General features: G+C 45.9%; 15 protein-coding genes. 1 reads left to right on the top strand and 14 read right to left on the bottom strand.

Annotation, left to right across the window (positions count from 1 at the left end):
• Positions 1–9: 9 nt before the first annotated feature.
• The 5 genes from BN1546_RS10120 to BN1546_RS10100 form a co-directional block, all read right to left on the bottom strand.
• Entirely contained in the window at positions 10–1,299 is a 1,290-nt protein-coding gene (locus BN1546_RS10120) for an ABC transporter substrate-binding protein (RefSeq protein WP_013368916.1), read from the bottom strand.
• Between the two features lie 290 nt (positions 1,300–1,589).
• Positions 1,590–3,404 carry a cache domain-containing sensor histidine kinase gene (locus BN1546_RS10115; protein ID WP_090737373.1) on the bottom strand — a complete coding sequence of 605 codons (1,815 nt, stop codon included), beginning with the start codon at positions 3,402–3,404 and terminating at the stop codon, positions 1,590–1,592.
• 39 nt (positions 3,405–3,443) lie between these two features.
• A complete protein-coding gene (locus tag BN1546_RS10110; RefSeq protein WP_090737371.1) occupies positions 3,444–5,009 on the bottom strand; it encodes a response regulator transcription factor in 1,566 nt (521 codons plus the stop codon).
• A gap of 236 nt (positions 5,010–5,245) precedes the next feature.
• A complete protein-coding gene (gene udk, locus BN1546_RS10105) occupies positions 5,246–5,881 on the bottom strand; it encodes a uridine kinase (RefSeq protein ID WP_013368919.1) in 636 nt (211 codons plus the stop codon).
• A 75-nt stretch (positions 5,882–5,956) separates the two neighbouring features.
• Positions 5,957–6,478 (bottom strand): ClbS/DfsB family four-helix bundle protein, encoded by a 522-nt coding sequence (locus tag BN1546_RS10100; protein ID WP_090737369.1) that lies wholly within the window; start codon positions 6,476–6,478, stop codon positions 5,957–5,959.
• A gap of 340 nt (positions 6,479–6,818) precedes the next feature.
• Here BN1546_RS10100 and BN1546_RS10095 point away from each other — a divergent pair, with 340 nt between their 5' ends.
• The gene (locus BN1546_RS10095) at positions 6,819–8,912 is read left to right on the top strand and encodes a pectate lyase family protein (RefSeq protein WP_090737367.1); all 2,094 of its coding nucleotides are present in this window, start codon (positions 6,819–6,821) and stop codon (positions 8,910–8,912) included.
• Positions 8,913–9,004: 92 nt separating this feature from the next.
• Here the strand turns inward: BN1546_RS10095 and BN1546_RS10090 are convergent, their stop codons facing one another.
• From BN1546_RS10090 to BN1546_RS10050, 9 genes are all read right to left on the bottom strand, one after another.
• A complete protein-coding gene (locus tag BN1546_RS10090; RefSeq protein WP_016820169.1) occupies positions 9,005–9,349 on the bottom strand; it encodes a hypothetical protein in 345 nt (114 codons plus the stop codon).
• Positions 9,350–9,496: 147 nt separating this feature from the next.
• Positions 9,497–12,460 (bottom strand): DEAD/DEAH box helicase, encoded by a 2,964-nt coding sequence (locus tag BN1546_RS10085; protein ID WP_090737364.1) that lies wholly within the window; start codon positions 12,458–12,460, stop codon positions 9,497–9,499.
• Entirely contained in the window at positions 12,457–14,112 is a 1,656-nt protein-coding gene (locus BN1546_RS10080) for an SWIM zinc finger family protein (RefSeq protein ID WP_090737362.1), read from the bottom strand. The genes BN1546_RS10085 and BN1546_RS10080 overlap by 4 nt, the downstream gene beginning before the upstream one ends.
• Positions 14,113–14,308: 196 nt before the next feature.
• Positions 14,309–15,427, bottom strand: a complete 1,119-nt coding sequence (locus tag BN1546_RS10075; protein ID WP_058831149.1) for a GerAB/ArcD/ProY family transporter — start codon at positions 15,425–15,427, stop codon at positions 14,309–14,311.
• Complete coding sequence (locus BN1546_RS10070; RefSeq protein WP_090737360.1) at positions 15,428–16,579, bottom strand: Ger(x)C family spore germination protein; 1,152 nt, start codon at positions 16,577–16,579, stop codon at positions 15,428–15,430.
• Between the two features lie 4 nt (positions 16,580–16,583).
• A complete protein-coding gene (locus BN1546_RS10065; RefSeq protein ID WP_090737359.1) occupies positions 16,584–18,062 on the bottom strand; it encodes a spore germination protein in 1,479 nt (492 codons plus the stop codon).
• Between the two features lie 165 nt (positions 18,063–18,227).
• Positions 18,228–18,893, bottom strand: coding sequence for a beta-phosphoglucomutase (gene pgmB / locus BN1546_RS10060; protein WP_090737357.1), 666 nt, complete (start codon positions 18,891–18,893; stop codon positions 18,228–18,230).
• A gap of 24 nt (positions 18,894–18,917) precedes the next feature.
• Positions 18,918–21,200, bottom strand: coding sequence for a glycoside hydrolase family 65 protein (locus BN1546_RS10055; protein ID WP_090737355.1), 2,283 nt, complete (start codon positions 21,198–21,200; stop codon positions 18,918–18,920).
• A 156-nt stretch (positions 21,201–21,356) separates the two neighbouring features.
• Positions 21,357–22,364, bottom strand: coding sequence for a LacI family DNA-binding transcriptional regulator (locus BN1546_RS10050; protein WP_013368935.1), 1,008 nt, complete (start codon positions 22,362–22,364; stop codon positions 21,357–21,359).
• Positions 22,365–22,578 lie beyond the last annotated feature (214 nt).

Here is a 22,578-nt window from a genome sequence, read left to right as displayed (position 1 = left end):
TGGACTGTCTTATTTAAGCTGTGCTTCCGCTTGTCCTTGAGCGTCCTTCAGAACTGTGTCTACATCTTTCCCGTTCAGGTAGTTTTGAATTTCAACGGTCATGATGTCCTCAATGGCATAAGTGTGCAGGCCATAATTGACTTTTGGAACTTGCTTAGTCCAATCAGCAAACTTCTTGTATACTTTGTCGCCACCGAAGTAAGCATCTTCCACGTCATAAGCTTTACCGCTGGAAGCAGCGTTCAATGAACCGACAATTCCGATTTTGCTCAGCATATCTTGATACAGCTCTGGATCTGAACCAAATGTTTCTTTCAGGAAATCAGCAGCGGTATCTTGACCGTCCGAGTTGAGGACATACCAGGAGCTGCCGCCGAGGCTGGAAGCATTCACGGATTCAGGTATATTTTTCAGCTTAGGGAAAGGAACTACAGCCCATTTACCGGATTGCGAAGCTTCAGCTTTAATCGAAGGCGTAATCCAGTTACCTGTAGGTACGGAAGCAACTGCACCGCTGTTGAACGCGGCCAAGAATTGACTCCAGTCGGCATTCATTTTAACAATGTTAGCGTCGAACAAGGATTTGTACGTCAAGAGTGCTTCCTTCAGAGCTGGGTTACCAGCCAGGTTTGGTGTTTTACCGTCTTCTTTCAGGTACCAAGAACCTGCAGTTTGGATCATGCCACGGATCAGACCCAGGTCATTCGGATCTTGAGTCAGCATATCTTTGCCTGTTTTCTGTTTTACAGCTTTACCGATTTCAATAAATTTGTCCCAATCAATATTGGTCAAGTCCGCTACTTTGTAGCCGGCTTGTTCCAGATAATCCGTTCTTACATACAATCCCATAACGCCGGAGTCAAATGGAACTCCATACTGCTTGCCGTTGTAGCTGGTCGGCCCGATTTTATAATCCGCGAAGTCGGATGCTTTGATCGAATTAGTCATATCATGGAAAGAATCGGGATAGGCTTGCAGGAAGTTCTGTGCCCGGTAATCCTCAATTAGAACCACGTTCGGCAATCCTTTAGTAGAACCGGAGTTGAGGCCGGCATTCATTTTTTGTACGATATCATTTTGAGCATATTCAACAATGTTTACGGTTACATCTGGATGTTTGGCAACATAGCGATCTTTTGCCAGCTTCAGGGCTGCGATATTAAAGTTCGGGTCCCAAGCCCAGACTGTGATTTCTTTCTTGCCTGAATCTGTGGTCGTAGCTGCTTTCTCGGAATTGCTGGAGCACGCGGATAGCAAGATCAAGCTTGCGATCAGCAGAAGGAAAGACATTTTTTTCATTTTGTTCAACCCCTACTCTTTTTTTATATGTTGCTAATCATGTAAAACTTTCTTTGAAAGCGGTTACCTTGTTTATGAATTTAGTTTATCATCCTTGCTTTGCTGGCAGTTAGGAATATCTTTATACAGATTGGTCTTATTATTATGATTTATCTAAAAAGGTACCGCTTACATTTGTACTTTTTTTAGTTTTAGGTACTTTTTATAGACTGAACTAAAGTTCTTCACGAAGCATCATTCCGCCTACTCCGTTCTTGTTCCACCTTCTTTGTTTAGTTCAGCCTATATTTTTATGGGGTAGGAGGGACGGGTTTTAGGATCAGTGGCAGGGTCAGCCTCACTTTGGTGCCCTCGCCCTTCTTGCTAGAGATGGTTACGCCATATTCTTCTCCATACAGAAGGGTAATGCGATTGTGTACATTCTGGATGCCGATGCCCGTAAATAGTTGGCGTTTGCTCTTGGGATTCGGCAGTCCGTCTTGCACTGTATGCCCATCCAAATCCATACCGTCTCCGTCGTCGACCACCTCACAGATTAATGTATCATCCGTTTTGGACACCAATATATAGATGTGCCCTGCATTTTTCTCATTAAAGGCATGAAAAAAGGAATTTTCGATAAATGGCTGAATGATGAGCTTGGGCACATGGTACTCCAGACAATCGGGGGATACAAAATAATTCACTTGTACCCGCTGCCCGTAACGTACATGATTAATAAATACATAATTTTGCATGTTGTCCATTTCCTGCTCGATGGTGATCGTTTCGCTCACATTGCTGATTGTATTTTGCAGCAGGGAAATGAGCGCATTAATCGTCTCGGCAGCGGTTTCCTTGTTTCCTTTGAGCACTAGCATTTTGATGGAAGCCAATGTATTGTACAGAAAATGTGGATTGATCTGCCGTTGTAGTGCAGCAAGCTCTGCATTTCGTTGGCCTTTTTGCGTTTCTAAAAGCTTACGAATATAGTCATTCAGTTCATCGAGCATGTAGTTGTAAGCATGACTTAATTGTCTGACTTCGTAGCTGCCTGTGACCGGGATATAATTATCAAAATTTTTCTCGCGTATCGTCGACATTTGCTTGACCAACCGAGTCAAGGAACGGATCAGGCGTCGGGAAATGAGAAAAACAATCACCAAAGCAATCAGTACGATGGCGATACAGATCCATACAACAGATTTAACGTCAATAATTTGCCCAACCGCCGTTTGTCTATCGATCATGTTCACCAGATAAAAATCAAATGAAGGAATATAGTTGGAAAGAACGATACTCTCCTTATTCATCACACCTGCATTAATATAGTTCAGTCCCTGTTCATTGATTTTGGTGGCATAGCCCAGCAGTTCACTGGAGCGTTGTCCGATCAGATCCTGGCGGTTGCTTGATACAATCAGTCCCGTCTTGTCCATAATAAGCACATCATTACCGTTACTCGTGAAATTGTTATAAAAACGCCGGAATTCCGGCTCTCGGATAGCGATGTAGATCATACCGTACATGGTGCCGCTCGTTCGCTCCATAAATACTTTGGAGGCAATAATATAGGGAGTTGGCTTCTGTGCGGTGCTATTCATTTGTTGATGAAACAACTCCGTATCCATTTGATACATAAGCTGTGCTGGCCGTGTCACGCTTCGGGCTGTAATGGCACTGCTCTTAAGCTGTTCCGCAGTTACAGGCCAATAGGACGCGTCGGAGTAAAAGCTCCGACCGTTCATCCCTGTTACAGCGACACCGACATCATAAGCATCGACGTTCGATTTAATTTGCTTCATTTGCTGTGCCATACCAAAGTAAATCCTTGCCGAGTTAATCGAGTCAGATTGGCCGCCAGTCAAATAGTTTTTGACGGTTCCATTTTCCGAAGCATGGGTTACAGCATTCACGATAGAGTCATTGAAGGATTCAAAGCTGGATTGAATCTGGCTAAGCACCTTGGCATTCGTAATACTGAATGTCTCAGCGAATAGTCGTTCAGACATTCGAATCGTCACCAAAGAGGTCAGCAAGGACACCGCAGTGATGCTGACCACCATAACAATAAAGATTTTGAAGAACAGACCTTGATATTTGATCTTGTGGATATATCTTTTCATATTTAATCTCTTTTCTGCTGGCAGATATGCGCTTGCTCTCTAATGGAGATGCTCCCGGCGGTACTGGCTGGGTGAGTAGCCCTTCACTTTTTTGAACACTTTAGTAAAATAGCTGGGGTCCGAATAACCTACTGTACTACTAATATCTGAAATAGGCAGCGTCCCCGATCGCAGTAATTCAGCAGCCTTCTCAACCCGGATTTTGTTCAGATACTCGCTAAATCCCTCTGTATGGTGTGCCGTAAAATAACTGGACAAATAAGAGGGGTTAAAATGAAAATATTGCCCAAGGGTCGTCAAATTGAGTGTTTCAGCATGATGTTCCTCAATATACTCCAGCAGTTTTTTCATGCTTGCACTACTTCCTTGCTGTGTTTTGGCCAGGATCTGTCGGTTCGCTTCCTCCAAAAAAGTCTCCAGCAACCGCACGGCTTCATGTACATGAGGAGCATCATTAATTGTTTTGAAATACGAATATTTCGCCGCATCCAGCTCCTTCATATCATACCCCTGATTCCCGAGCAAAATTGTAATGTTGAACACGATATTTCCGAGCAGCGATTTGAATTCAAAAGCGGTAGAGGTATAGTTACCGGACATGGCGGCTACATAGGACCTCAAATCCTGAAAAGCCGTATCAAAATGCTCACGCTTCATCTCTTCCGTAAACAGTTTTAGGTTAAACGAACTATTCACCTGAACAGGCTGAGGGAGTTCATCTTCCATCAGTAGCGCCGTTTCTGGGAAATAAAAGCGGTAACTCAGTAATTTGGGCAGCTCATCCTGATAGACATTGCTAATCTGGTTAAAATCATCAAATAGATGGCTGACCGCCCAGCCTGTCTGTGGCTCGACCTGCTTCGTCTCTTGAGCAACTTCCCTAACCGTAGCCATCCAGGCGTCTAATTCCCGTGGCTCCAAATTGGCTAAAAAAATAGCTGTATAGACATCAGATGGCAGTTGTCGCAGAACCATATGTTCACAGGCAGAGGCTAACCGATCTGTAAGCTTGGAAAATAGGTCCGAAGCAGAGGTAGTAGTAGAGCGCCCCTTATCTTGCTGTACCGACTGTTCTATACCTATGAGCGCAAAACGGGGATAAGGAAATGCTTGCTTCAGCAGTTCAGCGTCATAATCTATGGTATAGCCGGAGATCAATTTTTCGATCACATGATCCATCGTAATTCGATTATTCCCGGCATCTTCCTGATACTGAATGGATGGGATTTTGCGGGCCGTTCGCTGAAGCACTTGAAGCAGCTCATCTGTGTCCAGCTTCGGCTTCAAAATATAGTCAGCCACACCTTGCTGAAAGGTGGAGCGTACGTAATTAAACTCGCCGTAGCTGCTGAGCACAATGACCTCGATATCTGGATAGTTCTGTCTGACTATGCGTGTCAGCTCCTCGCCGTCCATGATCGGCATCACGATATCCGTAATGATAATATGAGGACGTAAGGCTTCAATCAGCTCCAGCGCCTCTTTCCCGTTGGAGGCCTCACCTACAATTCGAAATCCGTATTGTTCCCACGACAAATGATGCTTGATCCCTTGCCGTACCAATATCTCATCATCTACAATCAAAATGTTGCATAGCTCATTCATGACAGCACTCTCCATAATTATATCTATTCAAAAAAGACGCCATTAAGGCGAGGGCCTAATCACCTGACGGACATAGTTGATAACGCTTCCAACTTTAACTAAAAACGAATGCATTTAATCTTTACATGCTAACATAAACGACACGGTGATTCCAAAGATAATTTAGTTCCAATGGCATATAAAAGACAAAAAAGGCTGCCGAGAAAATCTCGACAGCCTGAACAACCGGGATTACTTTATACAGTACCCCATGTCCGATCTCCTGCCAAATATTTTTCAGTCAAAATAGACAGCAGTTGAATACCGACCTCGTTATGTCCTCCCTCAGGAAGGATCAGGTCGGCGTATTTCTTGGAAGGCTCAATAAATGCCTCGTGCATTGGCTTAACCGTCGTCAAATAGTGATCATGGATCGAATGGATGGTGCGACCGCGTTCCTCAATATCGCGAAGAACCCGACGAAGAATGCGCACATCAGGATCCGTATCCACAAACACCTTAATATCAAGTAGGCTGCGGAGTTTTTCGTCTGACAGTACGTGCAGACCTTCCAACATAACGATATGATTTGGCAAAAGCTCTACCGTCTCGTCCGTGGAGCGGGCATGAACCGTAAAGTCATACACGGGCGCTTGAGTTGCTTGTCCTTTTTTTAGACATTGGAGATGCTCAATCAGCAAGTCGTTGTCAAAGGCAAACGGATGATCATAGTTGACCAAAGCGCGTTCGTCATAACTCAGATGTGAATGGTCTTTATAGTAGTTATCCTGAGATATGAAAGTCACTTTATTAGATCCCAGACGCTCAACGACGGCGCGTGCGACCGTCGATTTACCGGAACCTGTACCGCCGGCAATACCAATAATAAGCATGGCGTTTCACTTACCCTTCCCTAAATGTATCCCGATACAACTAAAGTATTGTAGCACAATGCACACTTTTTTTCATCACTGTTGCGCGTTGTATTTCTTCCATTTCCGTATCTTGGCTCTGAATGTTTTAAACGGTGCTACAGAGTTGATGTGAATCCATCTCGCCATAGGCCAGTTCGGATTGGTGCCCGTCCACTTGTGAACGCCCTGGGTGAAGAGTTCTTCATGACTGAGTGTGTCCACCCAATCCAGCCACGTTTGCTCAGCCAGCTTGAGCATATTTCGTAATTCATATAGAGAGTGGTCGGAATAGGTCTTGTAGAATGATTGGTATAGTTCGCCTAGTCTATTCCACTTATAATTCGCGGCGGGCATGATGACGGTTTTTCCCTCCCGTTCGTCTCTGTCCCAACTCATGACAAGATGAAGCCATCCGAGCTGGTAGGCAATCATCTCTGCGGGTGTTTTATCGACTTCGTCGATTCGAGTATCCTTGTGGCTTTCGTCGATCTCTTGGAACTCACTGTCAAACCGTAAGTAGGAGGTATGAATGGCTTCTTTTAACTCTGATTTGGAAGCATATTCGTAGCTAGACATCTAATCGCTCCTTTACATGATATGGGTGATACTCACTCCTTTATATGTACCATTCTCAATATGACAACCGTATGTCTTATTCAAAAATAAAAAAATCTCGTTTTTTGTGATTTTATGAAACATCATTTGGTGTGTTCGCGAAAAAAAACGAAAAATTAATAGAAAAATTAAGACAAAAGATAAGTAATTAGACATATTTTAATATTTATTTAAGTGCCTATAATTATTGGAGTATAGCGATTAGGGCCCTCATTGGTGTGTGGATATGATTCCATCCATCAGTACGTTATATACCGTTTGCTTTAGTATTCATGAATCTAATTGAGAAGGGAATTGTGATATGAAATCGAGTTTGTTAAAAAAATGTGCAAGTGTAATGTTAAGCAGTACGTTGGCACTGTCTTTATCACTACCGCTTTTAGGCCATGCACAGGCTGATGAGAATGTACAGGTAAGTGATGATTTTGAACAAGGAGAAGCTCAAGGATGGTCTGCAGGTTCAGGGAACTGGTCTGTGGTCAAGGACGGGAATGGTTCTACATACCAACAATCTAGTCGAAGCGAAAGCCATTCCGTTAAAGGCAATACCTCATGGACGAATTATAGTGTGCAAGCAGATGTATATGTAAATGATTTTAATGGCTCTAATCGAGTATATGTGGCAGGTAGATACACAGATTCAAACAATTTCTATGCAGCATCGTTGTACAATAAGAAAGGCGGAGCCCTTGAGATTCGTAAAAAGGTTAAAGGCTCTATGAAGACATTGGCTACCAATAAAAAATACAAACTAGACACCAATACATGGTACAGAGTGAAGCTGGAGCTATCCGATTCGGAAATCAAAATGTATGTTAATGATCAGCTGGAGTTGTCCGCCACAGACACTAGTCTCACTGCTGGAGCTATGGGTCTGGTAACGTCTAAAGCAGTTGCCCAGTTCGACAATGTGATTGTATCGGGTGCTTCTTCAGAAGGGAATGCAAGTACACCACCTGTGAAGCCGACACCGGGTACAGAACAACCAACTCCAGGGATGGACCCCGGTGTAACCTCCAAAAATAATTATAATTTGACTGGCTTTTCGTATGGTAATACAGGTGGTGGGAATATTACCGATACAGATGCTAATTACAAAAAGGTGTACAATGCTGTAGATCTCAACGAAGCACTGAAAAAAGGCAGCAAGGTTAAAGTGATTGAAATTATGAACGATCTGGACCTTGGCTGGAATGAAATCCCTAGCGCTGCGAAGGCAATGCCATTTAGCGCCAACAATCCTGTACAAACACATCCTGTTCTGAAAAAGACAGGGGTGAGCAAAGTCTATATCGAGAATATGAATGGAGTTACGATTTTCTCGGCCAATGGTGCGAAAATCAAGCATGCCGGTTTTGTCATCAAACGAAGCTCTAATTTGATTTTTCGTAACCTTGAATTTGATGAACTGTGGGAATGGGATGAAGCAACCAAAGGAAACTATGACAAGAATGACTGGGATTATATTACCATCGAAGGTGCAAGCTCTAAGGTATGGATCGACCATTGTACGTTTAACAAAGCCTATGATGGCCTGGTAGATGTGAAAAAGGGCAGTAACGGAGTTACGATTTCCTGGTCCTTGTTCAAAGGAGATGACCGCAGCTCCAACAGCTGGGTAACCCAACAAGTCAATGCCATGGAAGCAGATAAGTCCTCCTATCCTATGTACGCTTATTTGAGAAGCAGTGCAGTGGGCATGAGTAAAGAAGATATCATTGATATTGCAGCAGGACAAAAGAAAGCGCATCTGGTGGGTGCCACGGAAATGGCAGGCGACAATGCGGATTTGGAAGTGACGCTGCATCATAATTACTATCTGGATATTCAAGACCGTATGCCACGTTTGCGCGGTGGTAATGCTCATGCATATAACATCGTTATGGATGATGCTGGATTGGCCAGAGCCAAAAAAAGAATTACGTCCGACATGGCCAAGGCGATTGCTGCCAAAGGATATCATTTTGACGTCGTGGGTAATGGTGCGATTTCAACAGAAAACGGGGCGGTTTTGCTAGAAAAATCGTATTTAATAGATGTGTTTTCTCCAGTGCGTAATAATCAAAAAGACCCTAACAAAGCGGATTATACAGGTAAAATCAAAGCCGAGGATGTTATCTTTTCGGACAACGGTGCCGTGTTCAGAGGAGGCAGTGACGCTGCGAATAGCCCGGTAGCTCCTTATCCAGCGAAGGCTAAGAGCTTCTCTTGGAATGGGTTCACAACGTTGCCATACAGCTATACAGCCGAAGACCCTGCCAACCTGGTTGCTCAATTGCAGGCCAAGGATGGAGCGGGCGCAGGCAAGCTGAACTGGTCGAGTGAGAACTGGCTCAAAACGGTGTACAATACAGCCGCTACGAAAGACGTACAAGTAGAAGAAGATTCTGAGTAGGTAGGTAGTTTGAAAAAAGCAGTCAGGACAGATACGCTCTGTTCCTGACTGCTCTTTTTGTTAACTACGTCTAGGCTGCGTTCGGTACGAACTTAACCGATTACGACAAATGAGGACACGCCAGCAGGTACGGATCTAACACGGAATAATACTCCATCATCTCTAAAAGTACGCAGAATATAAGGCTGGTTCGTAGGTGTGCGGACTCTGTTGAATCGGGCAGTACCAAAGCGGTCGAAGCCTGCAGCTTGAACAAAGGTTCCATCTAAACGCCGGAGTGTTGCAAAAAATCCAGACGTGTTAAAAGGTACACCATCATTGTTAGCCCAGATAACTGTAAATCTACGAAGGGTTTGTGTTGGACTCACATTGCGATATCTCGTAACAGGAACCTTTCTGCCCGTAGATTTCAGCGTTTGTGGAGGACGAATGGCCACTTCAAATCAACTCCTTTGTTGTGATGAGATAGTAAATGCACACAAAGGAGCTTTGGACCGTGCTATAAACTACGGCTTCCTAAAAATAGGCATGTAGTGAACTCAAACTGGTACTCCATATACATTATAGTTCGATTTGGGACATCATTATGCCCACTCACGGCGTAGCGTAAAGAGGTCTTTTAACGCGTCTGTAGACAGCTCAGTAATCCAGCCCTCGGTGCTGGTGATAATTTGGTCGCTGAGCTGCTGCTTGCTCTCCAGCATCTCGTCAATGCGTTCCTCTAGCGTACCCAACGAGATAAATTTGTGAACCTGTACATTCTTGGTTTGTCCCATCCGGTAGGCTCGGTCTGTAGCCTGATTTTCAACAGCCGGATTCCACCAGCGATCAAAGTGAAAGACATGGTTGGCAGCCGTCAGGTTGAGACCCACCCCCCCGGCTTTGAGCGATAAAATAAACACGGACGGCTGCTCGTCAGGAGAGAGCGTATGCGATTGGAATTGATCAATCATTCGGTCACGCGCAGTTTTGGATGTACTGCCGTTTAGATAGAGCACAGGTTCTTGGAGCTCCTGAGCGAGTACCTGCTGGAGCATCTGACCCATACCAATATACTGCGTAAAAATAAGGCAGCGCTCGCCCTCTTCCCGTAGCTCCTTGACCATAGCCAGAATGCGCTCCAGTTTGGATGAACGGCTAATGATCGCCTCAAGATCGGGCTGACTATAACCAGAAGCTGCTGCATCCAGAAGCGCCTCCTTAGTTAAAAGAGCAGGGTGGTCACAAAGCTGCTTCAACTGGGTCAGAGCTGACAAAATAGCTCCTTTGCGCTCGATCCCCTCCAGCTTCTGCATCCGTTCCATCAGTTCTTTAACAATCTGATCATAGAGCGCACCCTGCTCGGAGGTAAGGTGAATGTATGTTTTCATCTCGTTCTTGTCAGGCAAATCAAGTTGTATCGCAGGGTCCTTCTTTTTGCGCCGCAGCATGAAGGGCTGAACCAGCTTCTGCAAATCCATCGTGCGTTGCTCATTATGTTCTTTCTCAATAGCATTCATAAAGCGATTGCTGAAGGCGCGTGAGCTGCCCAGATAACCTGGATTGATAAAATCATAAATGGACCATAGTTCGGACAACCGATTTTCAATAGGTGTTCCTGTCAACGCGATACGATGACGTGCAGGGAAACTGCGCACAGCTGTGGATTGCTTGGTTTGCGCATTTTTAATGTTTTGCGCTTCATCCAGACAGACCGAATCCCAGGTCATGCTTTGTAGTAGCTCTTGATCCAGGGTTGCCGTAGCGAAGGAGGTCAGGATGACATCGGCCTGCTCGACTTTTTCGCGGAACAAGTCTCCCTGCTCCCGCTTGCTTCCATAGTGCAGCATGACCCTTAATGAAGGAGCGAAGCGGCTGAGCTCTTTCTGCCAGTTGCCCAGCACCGAAGTCGGGCAAATCAGCAACGAACTGGAGCGTACACCCGTCTCAGCGGCAATTTCCTGTAGGTGCAGTAAATAAGTAATAAATTGCACCGTTTTGCCGAGCCCCATATCATCGGCCAGACAGGCGCCCAATCCAAAGCGCCGTAAAAAGGCAAGCCATGCGTATCCGTCCCGCTGATATGTCCGCAGCTCGGCTTGCAGTCCATCCGGCACGTCCAGAGCGGGCCATTCCGATTGCCGTCCGAGCTGGCTGATCAGCTTCAGTAGATGAGCGTTCAGCTCTACTTCCAGTCGGAAGCGTGCCGGGTCCTCCGGCTGCTCGCCTGAGGCATCGCCTTCAGGCTCGTCGGTGTTGCCAAGCAGATGCAGCTGCAGAATGTCCTGAAAGGACAATCCCTGAGCGCTGTCGACTCCGTCCATGGCGCGGCGGATTTGCGCCAGCAGCGCAGGGTCGAGCGCGATCCATTGCCCGCGGAAGCGCACCAAGCGCTCGTTGCGAGCCACGAGCTCGGCGAATTCCGACTCGCTCAGATCGGCATCGCCGATGGCCACACGCCAATCGAACTGGACAATCGAGTCCAGTCCGAACAGCGAGCTGCCCTTCGAGCGCTCTCCCGCTCCCTCGCCGGGGCGAACCTTGGCCCGCAGCTTTGGCTTCTTGCGGGTGGCTGCCTCCCACCAAGCTGGCAGCAGCACCTGCCAACCACTTTCCAGCAGACGTTGGCTGTCGGTCGTCAGGAATTGCCACGCTGCTTCGTCGGAGAGCGGGCGACTCAGTATGTCATCGCGGCTTCCGGCACGCTGCCCTGCGGGCAAAATAGCGGTCAAGCGTTCCAGCCATCCGCCTGAGCGCTCACGCACATGCACCGTCCACGCATCGGGCCATGAGCCGGATGCATATCCATCATCGGCGAGCTGTACAGGTACCAGCAAGGCCGGGTCCTGCTTGTCCTGCAACACAAGCTTGAGCTTCCAAGATGGCTCGTCGTCCTCCAGCTCTGGCTCCAGCAGTTGCAGAAGCGGACGAAATGGCGCGGTATCTGCCTTCCATCCAATGGCGATCAGCCAGGCTTGGGCATCCAGGCCTGCCGCGACCTGGCGTTGGGGAGCGAAGAGAATCGGATATTCTCTTCGCAAATCAGCGGCTTCCGCTTCAGTGCCGTACCAGCGCTGAAATACAGCGGCCGAGAACGCCGCTACCAGCCCATCGCGCTCGTTCTCATCCAGGCTGTCCAGCAAAGCAAGCTCTGCTGGTTGGATGTTTTCCAATGCTTCTGCATCCCACTTCCATTGCAGCTTCCCTGCTTGGAACGACGTGAAGTTGGGCACATAGGCTTTCGTTTCAATACAGTGAGCCAATAGAGGGATCAGCCGAAGCCACGGGGCATTGCCCTCGTCCCAGATCCATTCGATATGCTGTAGAAGCTCCTGCTCTGCCAGAAAAGGAATTACTTGCTCCGAGGGCAGCACGATAATATCTGTGTCTTGAACATGCTGAATCTCCAGCTCGGTGCCATAAAATGAAGCCTCATGCCAAGCAAACAAACGCTGCTTCAACATTTGACCGGAAATGCTATAGTTCATGGAGGAATCGCCATAGATCAGCGCGTCCCCATAGGTAGTTAATTGAATATGCACCGTAATCGTTTCGGTATATTGGCTCATGATAACAATTTCCCTTTCCGCAATTCCTCCTGCAGCGCCCGCAGGCGGCTGTGACGGCTGGTAAAGGTCGTGAAGAACAGCTCCCAGCGTGTTTCTTGCTTCATTTTCTTGTACAGCTTGAACAATCGCTTTAACAGCTTAACCGCTGCTTTATAGCTAGATCTGTTTTTTTCCAGCACATAACGTTCTACCGCTTGATGGTAAAAGGGCAGCAACAACTCAGGCGCGTTCTTTTCAATCGGTTGCAGCACGCTCACCCGAAAACTTAAAGGTTCACTGCGTATGCTTAGCTGATAGTCGATCCATTGCCGCCATTTTTCATGAGCAAGTAGAGCCTCTTCGTACATTCCACCCGCAAATGGAAGCATACCCTTCAGCGTGTCCCACATGTCCTCCTCTGCTTCTGGAAGGTGCTGCAAAACCAGCTCCCAATCATGCATATAATCCTGTAAATGATCATCCCGATGACTGTGAAGGAGGGGGCCGATATGTCGCAGTCCGTCTTTGAGACGTCCCCAATCTTCGGCCTGTCGCAACGCATGTAAGAACAACAGCAATTGGCTGGAGGAGATTTTTAGTGGAAAAGCCCGTTCCGCCTCCTGTAGCAGTTCCCAGGCTTTATGATCCTGCGCTTGGTAAACATACATCCAGCTCTGAGCCAGCATCCACGGAAGCCGTGCCAACGTTGCACTATGCTCCTCCTCAGCTGCATGTAAATGCTGCAATTCCTCCGTATATATGTTGGAGTCCTGCCTTGCAGGATGCACCCAGTATAGCCAAAACTGATAATACGTGTCTGAAAAATAAGTACCGTTCCGCGACTCTGTCAGCATTTTTCGGCGCAAATAAGCTAAAGTTTCTGCCATACGGGCCTCATGCATCGGTTCATCAGTCAGCTCCAGTGGACTTTCAAAATCACGCTCAATCGCTTCTTTAAGCTCATCTGCGGCAATTTGTGTGTAGTAACCCATATAGGTATGAGTAGGGTAACCCGTCACGGGGGTCTGAGGCACCAGCTTTTCCAACACACGCAGATGAGCATGCAATCCATATAGCTGCTGCATGCCAGATGAGAGCTGCGGCTTCACGGCATAGATCGAAGCTAAAGCACTTTGGACATATTGAGAATTTTGGGTGTGTACATGATTAAGGGCGATACACTGATCAAACAGATCATGCCATTCGGAAACGGGCATGTCCGGTATGTTGCTTGCTGTTTTACTGAGAGCATCTCGTGTTGTTTCCTTGTGCTCCAGCGAAAGGTTCGACCGGAAAGTAGGTGGGGTACGGGTGTCTGCTTTTGCAGCCAGCCGAGTGAATCCCGCCGAATGAGCGTTCACTAATGCATGAACGGAACGTTCCTGTTCATTCGCGTAATTCAGCAATACGGCGATCATATGCTTGCAGTTGGTGCGAACAGGGCATGTACATCTGCTAGCAGCAAAAGCACTCAAGTGGAGATCCACTTCGTAGAGCTCATTCCCATCCACGACAGCCGCAATATGGTCAGCATCAGGCATTGCAAATTCTTTTACCTTTCCCTGTTTGAAATACTGGAAACCTCGTTTGATCGTCACATCATTAAAATGGTCAGCCACGTTCTGAATAAGCTGCCGCCACTGTATATCATCCATAAGATAGGTTGGTTTCATATGCAATAGTCTCCTAAGAGAGAATAGTTGATCTGATAATAGCTTAACTCTTCCATTATATCAGTTCACAGATGTAAATTGAGTGGAGGGAGCAGTTGGAAAATTCCGAAGAATAACCGCAGGGTGAAAAGTGAAAATCCCCTTACGCTATAGCATAAGGGGGGAGTCATTGGCAAGAGCGAGGAGGAAGTATCCTCTACTGTTTCCCATCCGCATTCTCTGTTCGATGGAAGACCTTAGAGATGATAAGAAGCACCAAGGGTATTGCCGCGCATACGACAATTCCTGAATAACCTATTATTTTATCGAAATTGCCTATTTCAATAAAATTTTGGGGATACATGCTCAGGCAAAATAATATAATTAACGGGAGATAACAGATATACCTGTTCCACTTTTGGGTGAGTTGGCTGATCCCAGCAACAATATAGAAATAATAATTTGAGGCGGTCATGAAAATTTTGATCGTCCACAAAATAATAAATAATATTTCAAATCGTTCCAGGAACGCACCGGGGAATTCAATTTGCTGTGCAAAAGAAACGACGGGCCACTGCAATCGGGAAACTTCTTCTACTGACATACAGCCAATGACCATCGTTACCATTAAAATATACAAACCCATTGCAATCGAGTAGCCAATCCACCCAGCCTTCCATGCTTTTTGTGGGTGGGTCATCACATTAGTTAATATAAGGATCGATTCAAAACCCATTGTAGAGAAAGGTATAACTTTAAGTGATTCAAAGATTGGACGCCAACCTTTATGGAAAACAGGGCGCAAATTATCAAGATTAAAATGGTTGATATTAAGAATGATCAACAATAAAAAAACAATAAAGGTTAAAGGGAAAAAAAGCTCGATCAATCGCACCATTGCATGGAGACCGCCCCAGGTCAAATACCCAATAAGCAGAAGAAACGGCAAGAGAATCATGCTTATCGGGGTTCTCTCCAGTGCAAGACCTTTGAGGAATTCCGCCATCATTCTACATACAAGAGAGCAGATCATCGTGCAAAATACAATAAATGCGATATTGATCAGAAAGCCGATGAATTTACCTGCAATCACAGGATTGAACTCATAGAACGTCTTCCCTGGAAATCTATGGCACAATTTAACGTGGATAAAAATGACGCCGATCCCAAGCAGAGTTGCCAGCAAAAGTCCCTGCCACACGTCGGGTGTTTGCGTCTTCTCCGCAATGGTTCTTGGTAAACTAACAATACCCACAGCATATACAGTCGAAGTGACGGTGAATAAGGCTTGTGGTGTGGATATTTTTTCCTGTTTCATGGAAGGTATGTTAGACATTTACTCACCCTCTTCTTTTGAATAAGCACCAGTTCGCTCGATTTGTACTTTAGCCTTAACATCAATCGGTATTTGACTGAAAGTGTCTTGCCAATTTTCCTTTACTCGATCCCAGTAAGCGGGATAGTTTACTTTTACTTTTGTGCCAAAACCGACTACGTCTGCTCTCAATTCTTTCTGAAGTGTGTTTAGCGATTGGGATACTATCTGTTTGATTTCATCCTGCACCGCTTCTTTAGCCGATCGAATGAATGATTCCTTCAGGAAATCTACAGAATTATCCGTGCTTTCGTTTAGTTTGACATCTGTTTTAATACGAACTGTGAATGAGAGGTCCTGCCCGTTGAGGTGGGGAATAAGTTTTGTATGGACATCCTCAACTTCAAAGACCATGGATTGTTTTGACTCTGGGTCCTCTGTTTTAATAACTGAATCCTTCGTTTTCCCTAGTATCCAGTTGATCCCGGTGACTTCCTTTTCATCTATCCAATTAGCAAATTTCTTCGTTTTGCCGCGGACCAAAGCTGCGCCTGAGAAGTGGTTGCCTCCATTGGTTTCTATGCATTGAATGAGGAAGTCAGCTTCTTGTGAAGTTTGTGTAGAGATCTCCCCTAATGTTATTTCATGGGGAATCTCGGAGTTGAGATCGCTATTTTTGGCCAAAGCCTCAAGGTCAATGGTAGGTATATCTTGATGTTTGCCCATCTTATTAAACGCTTCTTTCGCGCTGCCTTTTGTGATCATAACAAGTGATTTTCGACTCGGTTTATAGGAGCGAGTAAATGTATCTAACAATTGGTCGATTCTTCTTTCTTGTATAGCTTGGTCACTAATCAAAATCAAGCGAATAAAACTATATAAAGGAGCATGGGATACCTGCTTGGCCTGTTCTCTGGAAGCAGACTGAATGGAATCCTTGTTAAAGGTGGTTACGTTTCTGTACATACTTTTTTTGGATTTCTGCGATATTAAGTGCTGGTAGGTTAGTTCCAGCATATCCTGATCCATATCAATGGCGACGCCCTGTATGATACTCAATTTATCGATCTCCCTGCTATCCCAACAACCGGTGAGGAGGGCACATGCGATCCATGTGGCGATGCATTTTTGCACCCACAGGGTTCGACGAAGTAGAAAGATATAGGAGCTCATAGGCTTACTTCCCTTTCCATTTAGAATGTGTCTCATCCTTTGTCTTTAGCATCATAGGACGCTTTTTGAGATATTTAAAAGGAACCCGAACTAAAGTATCTTGTTGATCTCTTAAGCGAATTGGGGCTAGAGGTGACATATAAGGAACTCCAAAGCTTTTGATCTGGACCATGTGTACGCCTAAACAAATAAAGGCTAAAATTACACCATACAGCCCATAAATTCCTGCAATCATCATAATGGGGAAACGAAGAAGCCGGATTCCAATACTGCCGCTGTACTGCGGGCTTGCAAAGGACGCAATGGCAGTAAGACCAACGACAATAATCAGAAAGGCACTTACGACCGCCGCCTCGACAGCGGCTTGTCCAATAACAAGACCGCCTACAATACCGATAACTTGTCCTATGCCTTTAGGTAGCCGCAGACTTGCCTCGCGCAGTATTTCCAATGATAACTCCATAATGAGAGCTTCCACAAAAACGGGAAAAGGAATCCCTTCCCTTGAGGCAACGATAGACATCACCAGCTCAGGCGGGATTAATCCTGGATGGAAAGAAATAAGTGCAACGTACAGCGAAGGCAGGAATGTTGCAATGAACAGAGCCATTAAACGAAGCATACGGAAAAATGTTCCTAAAGGAAAACGCTCGTAATAATCCTCTGGGGATTGAGCCAACATCCAGAAGGTCATGGGAGCAATCAGGACAAAAGGAGTGCCATCAAGCATAATGACAACTCTTCCGGACATTAAAGCATTTATAGCTTTATCCGAGCGTTCAGAGGCCTGAATCTGGGGAAACGGAGACCATGGATGTTCCTCAATCCATTGCTCAATAATCCCGGTATCGGGAGCATCATCCACATCAATCGTTTCGACTCTTCGTTTAACTTCCTGAACTAGCTCCGGATTTGCGATATCTGATATGTACAAGATCGCTAACTTCCGTGAAGATCTCCTTCCCATGGTTATTTTATCTATTTTGAAACTTAGATCTTTGATATGCCGCCTTACCATTGCTAGGTTGCTTTCCAAATCTTCAATAAAACCTTCTCTCGGCCCTCTAACCAAAGTTTCGGTGCTTGGTTCATCGACACTTCGCGATGGAAACTGGCCCGTAGAAGCAAAAAAGACTTCATTGGTTCCTTCGATCAGCAGACAGGTATTCCCCGATAACACTTCGTGTACACACGTCTCAAGGTCTGTCTCTTCTTCCATATCGATCGTAAATGCTGTCTGTTGTATCAGCTCCTCCTTTATTTTCTCGGGATTAACTTGGGAGTGGCTTTCACGGACTCCAGTTAAAATGAGCGGCTTGACGATTTGTTCGTTAATCATACTTGTATCCGCAATACCGGAGAGATAGATCATAATGACATGAATTCCCGTTTGACCCACATTCATTTTTTTGAAGACGACATCAGGAAGATGACCCAGAGTCTTTTCAAGATAATCTAATTTTGCCTCGAGTGATCTTGCCACTGACGTTTCCCCCTTCAAAAAGCTTAAAGCATGATATGCATGTAATATGTGTAAAATAGTGATAAATATTCATTGATCGTTTTTCCCAGCAAAAGCAAAAACGAACACCTAATGGTGTTCGTCTCTAGTCATACATAACGCTATATGAACTTAATCAGAATGCGATCATTTTTTGAACTCGTAAAAATGTTCCTCCAGCATGCTCAAGGAAAGCTCGGCTGTAGTGGCTACCACGATATCTGCACCTTGCATTTGCGAAGGTGTTCCTACACCGACCGCGAACATCCCGGCACCCTTGATCGCCTGTATGCCTGCCTGTGCGTCTTCTATGCCGATACAGTCGGCAGGTCGAACGCCCAGATTCGCAGCTCCGGCGAGGAAAATTTCCGGGTCAGGCTTTCCATTCCGAATGGCTGTGACATCCACCACACTGTCGAAATAGTGCGTCAGCTCCAGCCGATCCAGTATAAACGCTGCATTTTTGCTCGCAGAGGCCAGCGCGATGCCAACTCGGGCTTCACGAAGCTCCTTCAGAAGCGCTTGAATGCCCGGTAGAACATCTGCGGGAGTTAAAGCCGAGATGAGCCGCTGATACTCGGTGTTCTTTCGCACCGCCAGGTCTTGCTTGCCTTCTTCTGATAACGTATCGGACAGGTTACCGCGCGCCAGTATTTTGTCGAGCGATTCCGTACGGCTGATTCCCTTTAACTGTTCATTAAATTCCCGATCAAAAGGGATGCTGAGCGCTGCCGCCAAGCTACCCCATGCCTGAAAATGATATTCGGCGGTATCTGTAATGACTCCGTCCAGATCAAAAATAACTGCTTTCATTTGCTTTCCCCCTGTCTGGTCCATTTATGAAGCACTGCTCGCCATTAACGACTGTCCACTGGTAATATGCGTTGGCTGTCCATACAGCTCCAACGTGAGCGGTTCTCCGTCCAGCAGGGTAATGACTACTTCACCCTCCTGTACGAGAATACTTAGCAAGCGGCCGCGATAGTTGATTTTAAACGTATATTTGTTCCAGTCCTTCGGCAGAAAAGGGGAAAAGCTGAGTGTTTCATTATAGGTTCTCATCCCGGCAAATCCCTGTACAATCGCCAGCCAGCTTCCTGTCATGGAGGTGATATGAAGTCCGTCTTCGGTGTCATTATTATAGTTATCCAGATCCAGACGGGCCGTCCGTTTATACATTTCGACTGCCTTATCCTCCATTTTGAGTTCAGCGGCCAGTACGGCATGAATCGAAGGAGACAGACTGGATTCATGAACGGTCATTGGCTCGTAAAATGCAAAATTGCGTGCTTTTTCCTCCAGCGTGAACTGGTCTCCAAAGAAATAGAGCCCTTGCAGTACATCCGCTTGCTTAATGAAGCAGGAACGCAGGATTTTATCCCAAGACCATTTCTGATTAAGTGGCAGATTGCTAGGATGCAAAGTGGATACAGGCTGCAAATCCTTATCCATAAAGGTATCGTGCTGTACGAAGACGCCCCGCTCTTCATCATAAGGATAATACATGTTGTTGATGATATCTTGCCAATGTGCACGCTCATCAGCTGTAACTGCCAGGCGCTGCGATTTCTCAGTCGAAATTTGAGGCAAGACTGATAATGTATATTTCAGAACCCACGCAGCCAGCGTATTGGTATACCAGTTGTTATTAACGTTATTTTCGTATTCGTTTGGCCCGGTAACCCCGTGGATCATATACTGCTGACGGCTCTTGGAGAAATGAACCCGATCAGCCCAGAAACGGCTAATTTCGACCAGTACGTCGATTCCGTAGTCATGCAGATAGGTCAAGTCCCCCGTATAATTGGTGTAATTGTAAATGGCATAGGCAATCGCACCATTACGATGAATTTCCTCGAAGGTAATTTCCCATTCGTTATGGCATTCCACGCCTGTAAAAGTGACCATAGGGTACAATGCCCCTCGAAGCCCTTGCTGGGTTGCGTTATGCTTGGCACCCTCCAGTTGTTGGTGACGGTACAGCAGCAGATTTCGCGTTACCTCCGGGTCGGCAAGCGCGAGGTACATAGGTACGGCATATGCTTCTGTATCCCAATAGGTGGCACCGCCATATTTTTCACCCGTAAAGCCCTTCGGTCCGATATTTAGACGGGCATCTTCACCGTAGTACGTAGAGAATAGCTGGAAAATGTTAAAGCGTATTCCCTGTTGGGCCTCCGTATCCCCCTCAATTTCAACATCTGCCTTGTCCCAGCGTCTGGCCCAAGCGTCGATATGCTCTTGCTTAAGAGAGGTGTAGCCTTTGTTGACAGCTTCCACGGCGATGCGTTCAGCTTGCGGAATCAATGCATCCTTTTCCATATCGCGTGAAGTGGTGACGGCTACAATTTTTTGCAGTTGGATACGGTCACCTGGCGAGACGTTGTATTGATAGTGGCGTGCAGCATACAAAAAGCTCTCTTCCGTCGTCTGCTCATCTTGTCCCTCGGTTACAATACCCATGGTAGCGTTTACGGTAAAGCGCGGAATACCGAAGGGATTATCTATCGTCGTTGTAGACAGGCTGATGAATTGCTCTTGAACCTCACGGGCTTCTTCCAGCCAAAATACCTCGTCATAGTTTGTGTCCTCATTTTTCGTATTGCCATCCAAATAAGGAACAAGCTCAATGCTTAAAGGCTGATCGCTTATATTTTCGACCTGATAATCAATCAGGCATAATTCACGTGTAGTAATGCTCAGAAAACGCTCTGTAGTGATACGAACCTGGTCGTTCACAGTACAAGCGCGCCGCAGGATTCCCTGCTTCATGTCCAGTTCCTGCACAAAATCGCTGATCTGTGCCGTAAATAAGTCCACTTCATCTTGGTTTACAATCAGACGGATGCCGATGAAATTCATGGCATTGATGACCTTGCCGAAATATTCAGGATAGCCGTTCTTCCACCAGCCTACCTTTGTTTTGTCAGGGAACCATATACCGGAGATATACGTCCCCTGATGATGATCCCCTGAATAAGTTTCCTCAAAATTGCCGCGCATGCCCATATAACCGTTGCCTATGGACGTTAAGCTTTCCTGTAATCGCATGTGTGTGCTATGTAGAGTGTGTGTTGTCAGCTTCCAACTATCTACGTCAAATAATCGGTTGTAAACCATGATTGCGTACCCCTCTCGGAAAATGAGATCGTTGTTTTAACGGAACCAATATATGAGCGAGTTCAGTATATAGTGCAACCGTTTGCCCTGTCAACGCAAAAAAAAACTGATTTTATGAATATCCACAAAATCAGTTCTTGTTCATTTCTTAGAGATTCATAGTGTCTGGCTTGATTTGCGCTCTACAATTCGGTGGGGAACAATGATGTGCTTGGTCAATTCTTTCGGGTCTTCAATTTTTTCGATCAGACTTTTGGCAGCCTGATAACCAAGGCTGAAGATATCAATATCCACGGAAGTAAGTGGGGGATTCATCAGCTCAGCCAGCATCAAGTTATTGAAGCTCACCATGGACAGCTGCTCTGGCATAGATACGCCTAACTGAGCAAGCATTTTCTGTACGGCCATGGCTACAAGGTCGTCGCTAACGATCATCGCAGTAGGCGGCGGGGTAGCCTGCAATAACGTGCGCATGTCCTCCAGATTAAAGGGCTCCCTGACCACGTATTCCTTCGGTAGAGGCAAGCCGGCTTCTCGTAGTGCGTCTTGGTAGCCTCGGAGTCTTTCAAGATTTACGATGTGTTCCTGATCACCGCCAACATAAGCAATGCGCTCATGATTCAGCCCCGTCAAATAAGTGACCACATCTTTGGCAGCCTGGTAGTTATCGTTGTCTACATGGGTAGTTTCACTGACAAACTGCTGAGGCTTGCCGATAACGGTATAGGGAATTTTCTCTTTATGAAGATACTCCACGATGCTATCCTTTTGCTTGGAGTACAGGACAATGTAGCCGTCAACGCGTCCGGTCCGGGTCATTAGCTTTACGCGGGATAGCAATTCATCACTCGTTTTGCCTGTGACAATCGACAGTGTATAGTTGTGCTCGTTTACCCATTCGCTGATCCCGCGTAGGCTTTCCGGAAAGAAAGGATTCTGAAAGATCGCCACGTCCGATTCAGGCATAATAATGCCTATTGACTGTGTGACACGGTTAGCCAGGCTTTGAGCGGAATAGTTGGGTTCATAGCCAAGCGCCTTCATTTCTTTGCGAACGCGTGCCTTGGTGGCTTCGCTGATTTTGGGGCTGTCTTGAATGACACGGGATACGGTGGAAGTAGCAACTTTAGCACGTTTTGCGACATCTTTGATGGTTACTGCCATCGTCTTCGTCTCCTTTTGCTATCTCAAGCAGAAAATATTATGTTCTATCATACGATATTGCTCCAATTTCAACAAATTAGCGGCTTTTTCGAGTATTTCTATCAGCATTAACCAAGATATTTATAACTAGGGTATTGCCAATAGAAAGCGATATCATTATAATAATCGTGCAACCGATTGCATAATTTTCTTATTGAGCACTACCCATGCTATA

This window comes from Paenibacillus sp. Mc5Re-14 (assembly GCF_001049835.1).
In the GTDB taxonomy this organism is placed as follows: domain Bacteria; phylum Bacillota; class Bacilli; order Paenibacillales; family Paenibacillaceae; genus Paenibacillus; species Paenibacillus polymyxa_C.
Note: the sequence above shows the minus strand (reverse complement) of the source record. Positions and strands in the feature narration are given on the sequence as shown.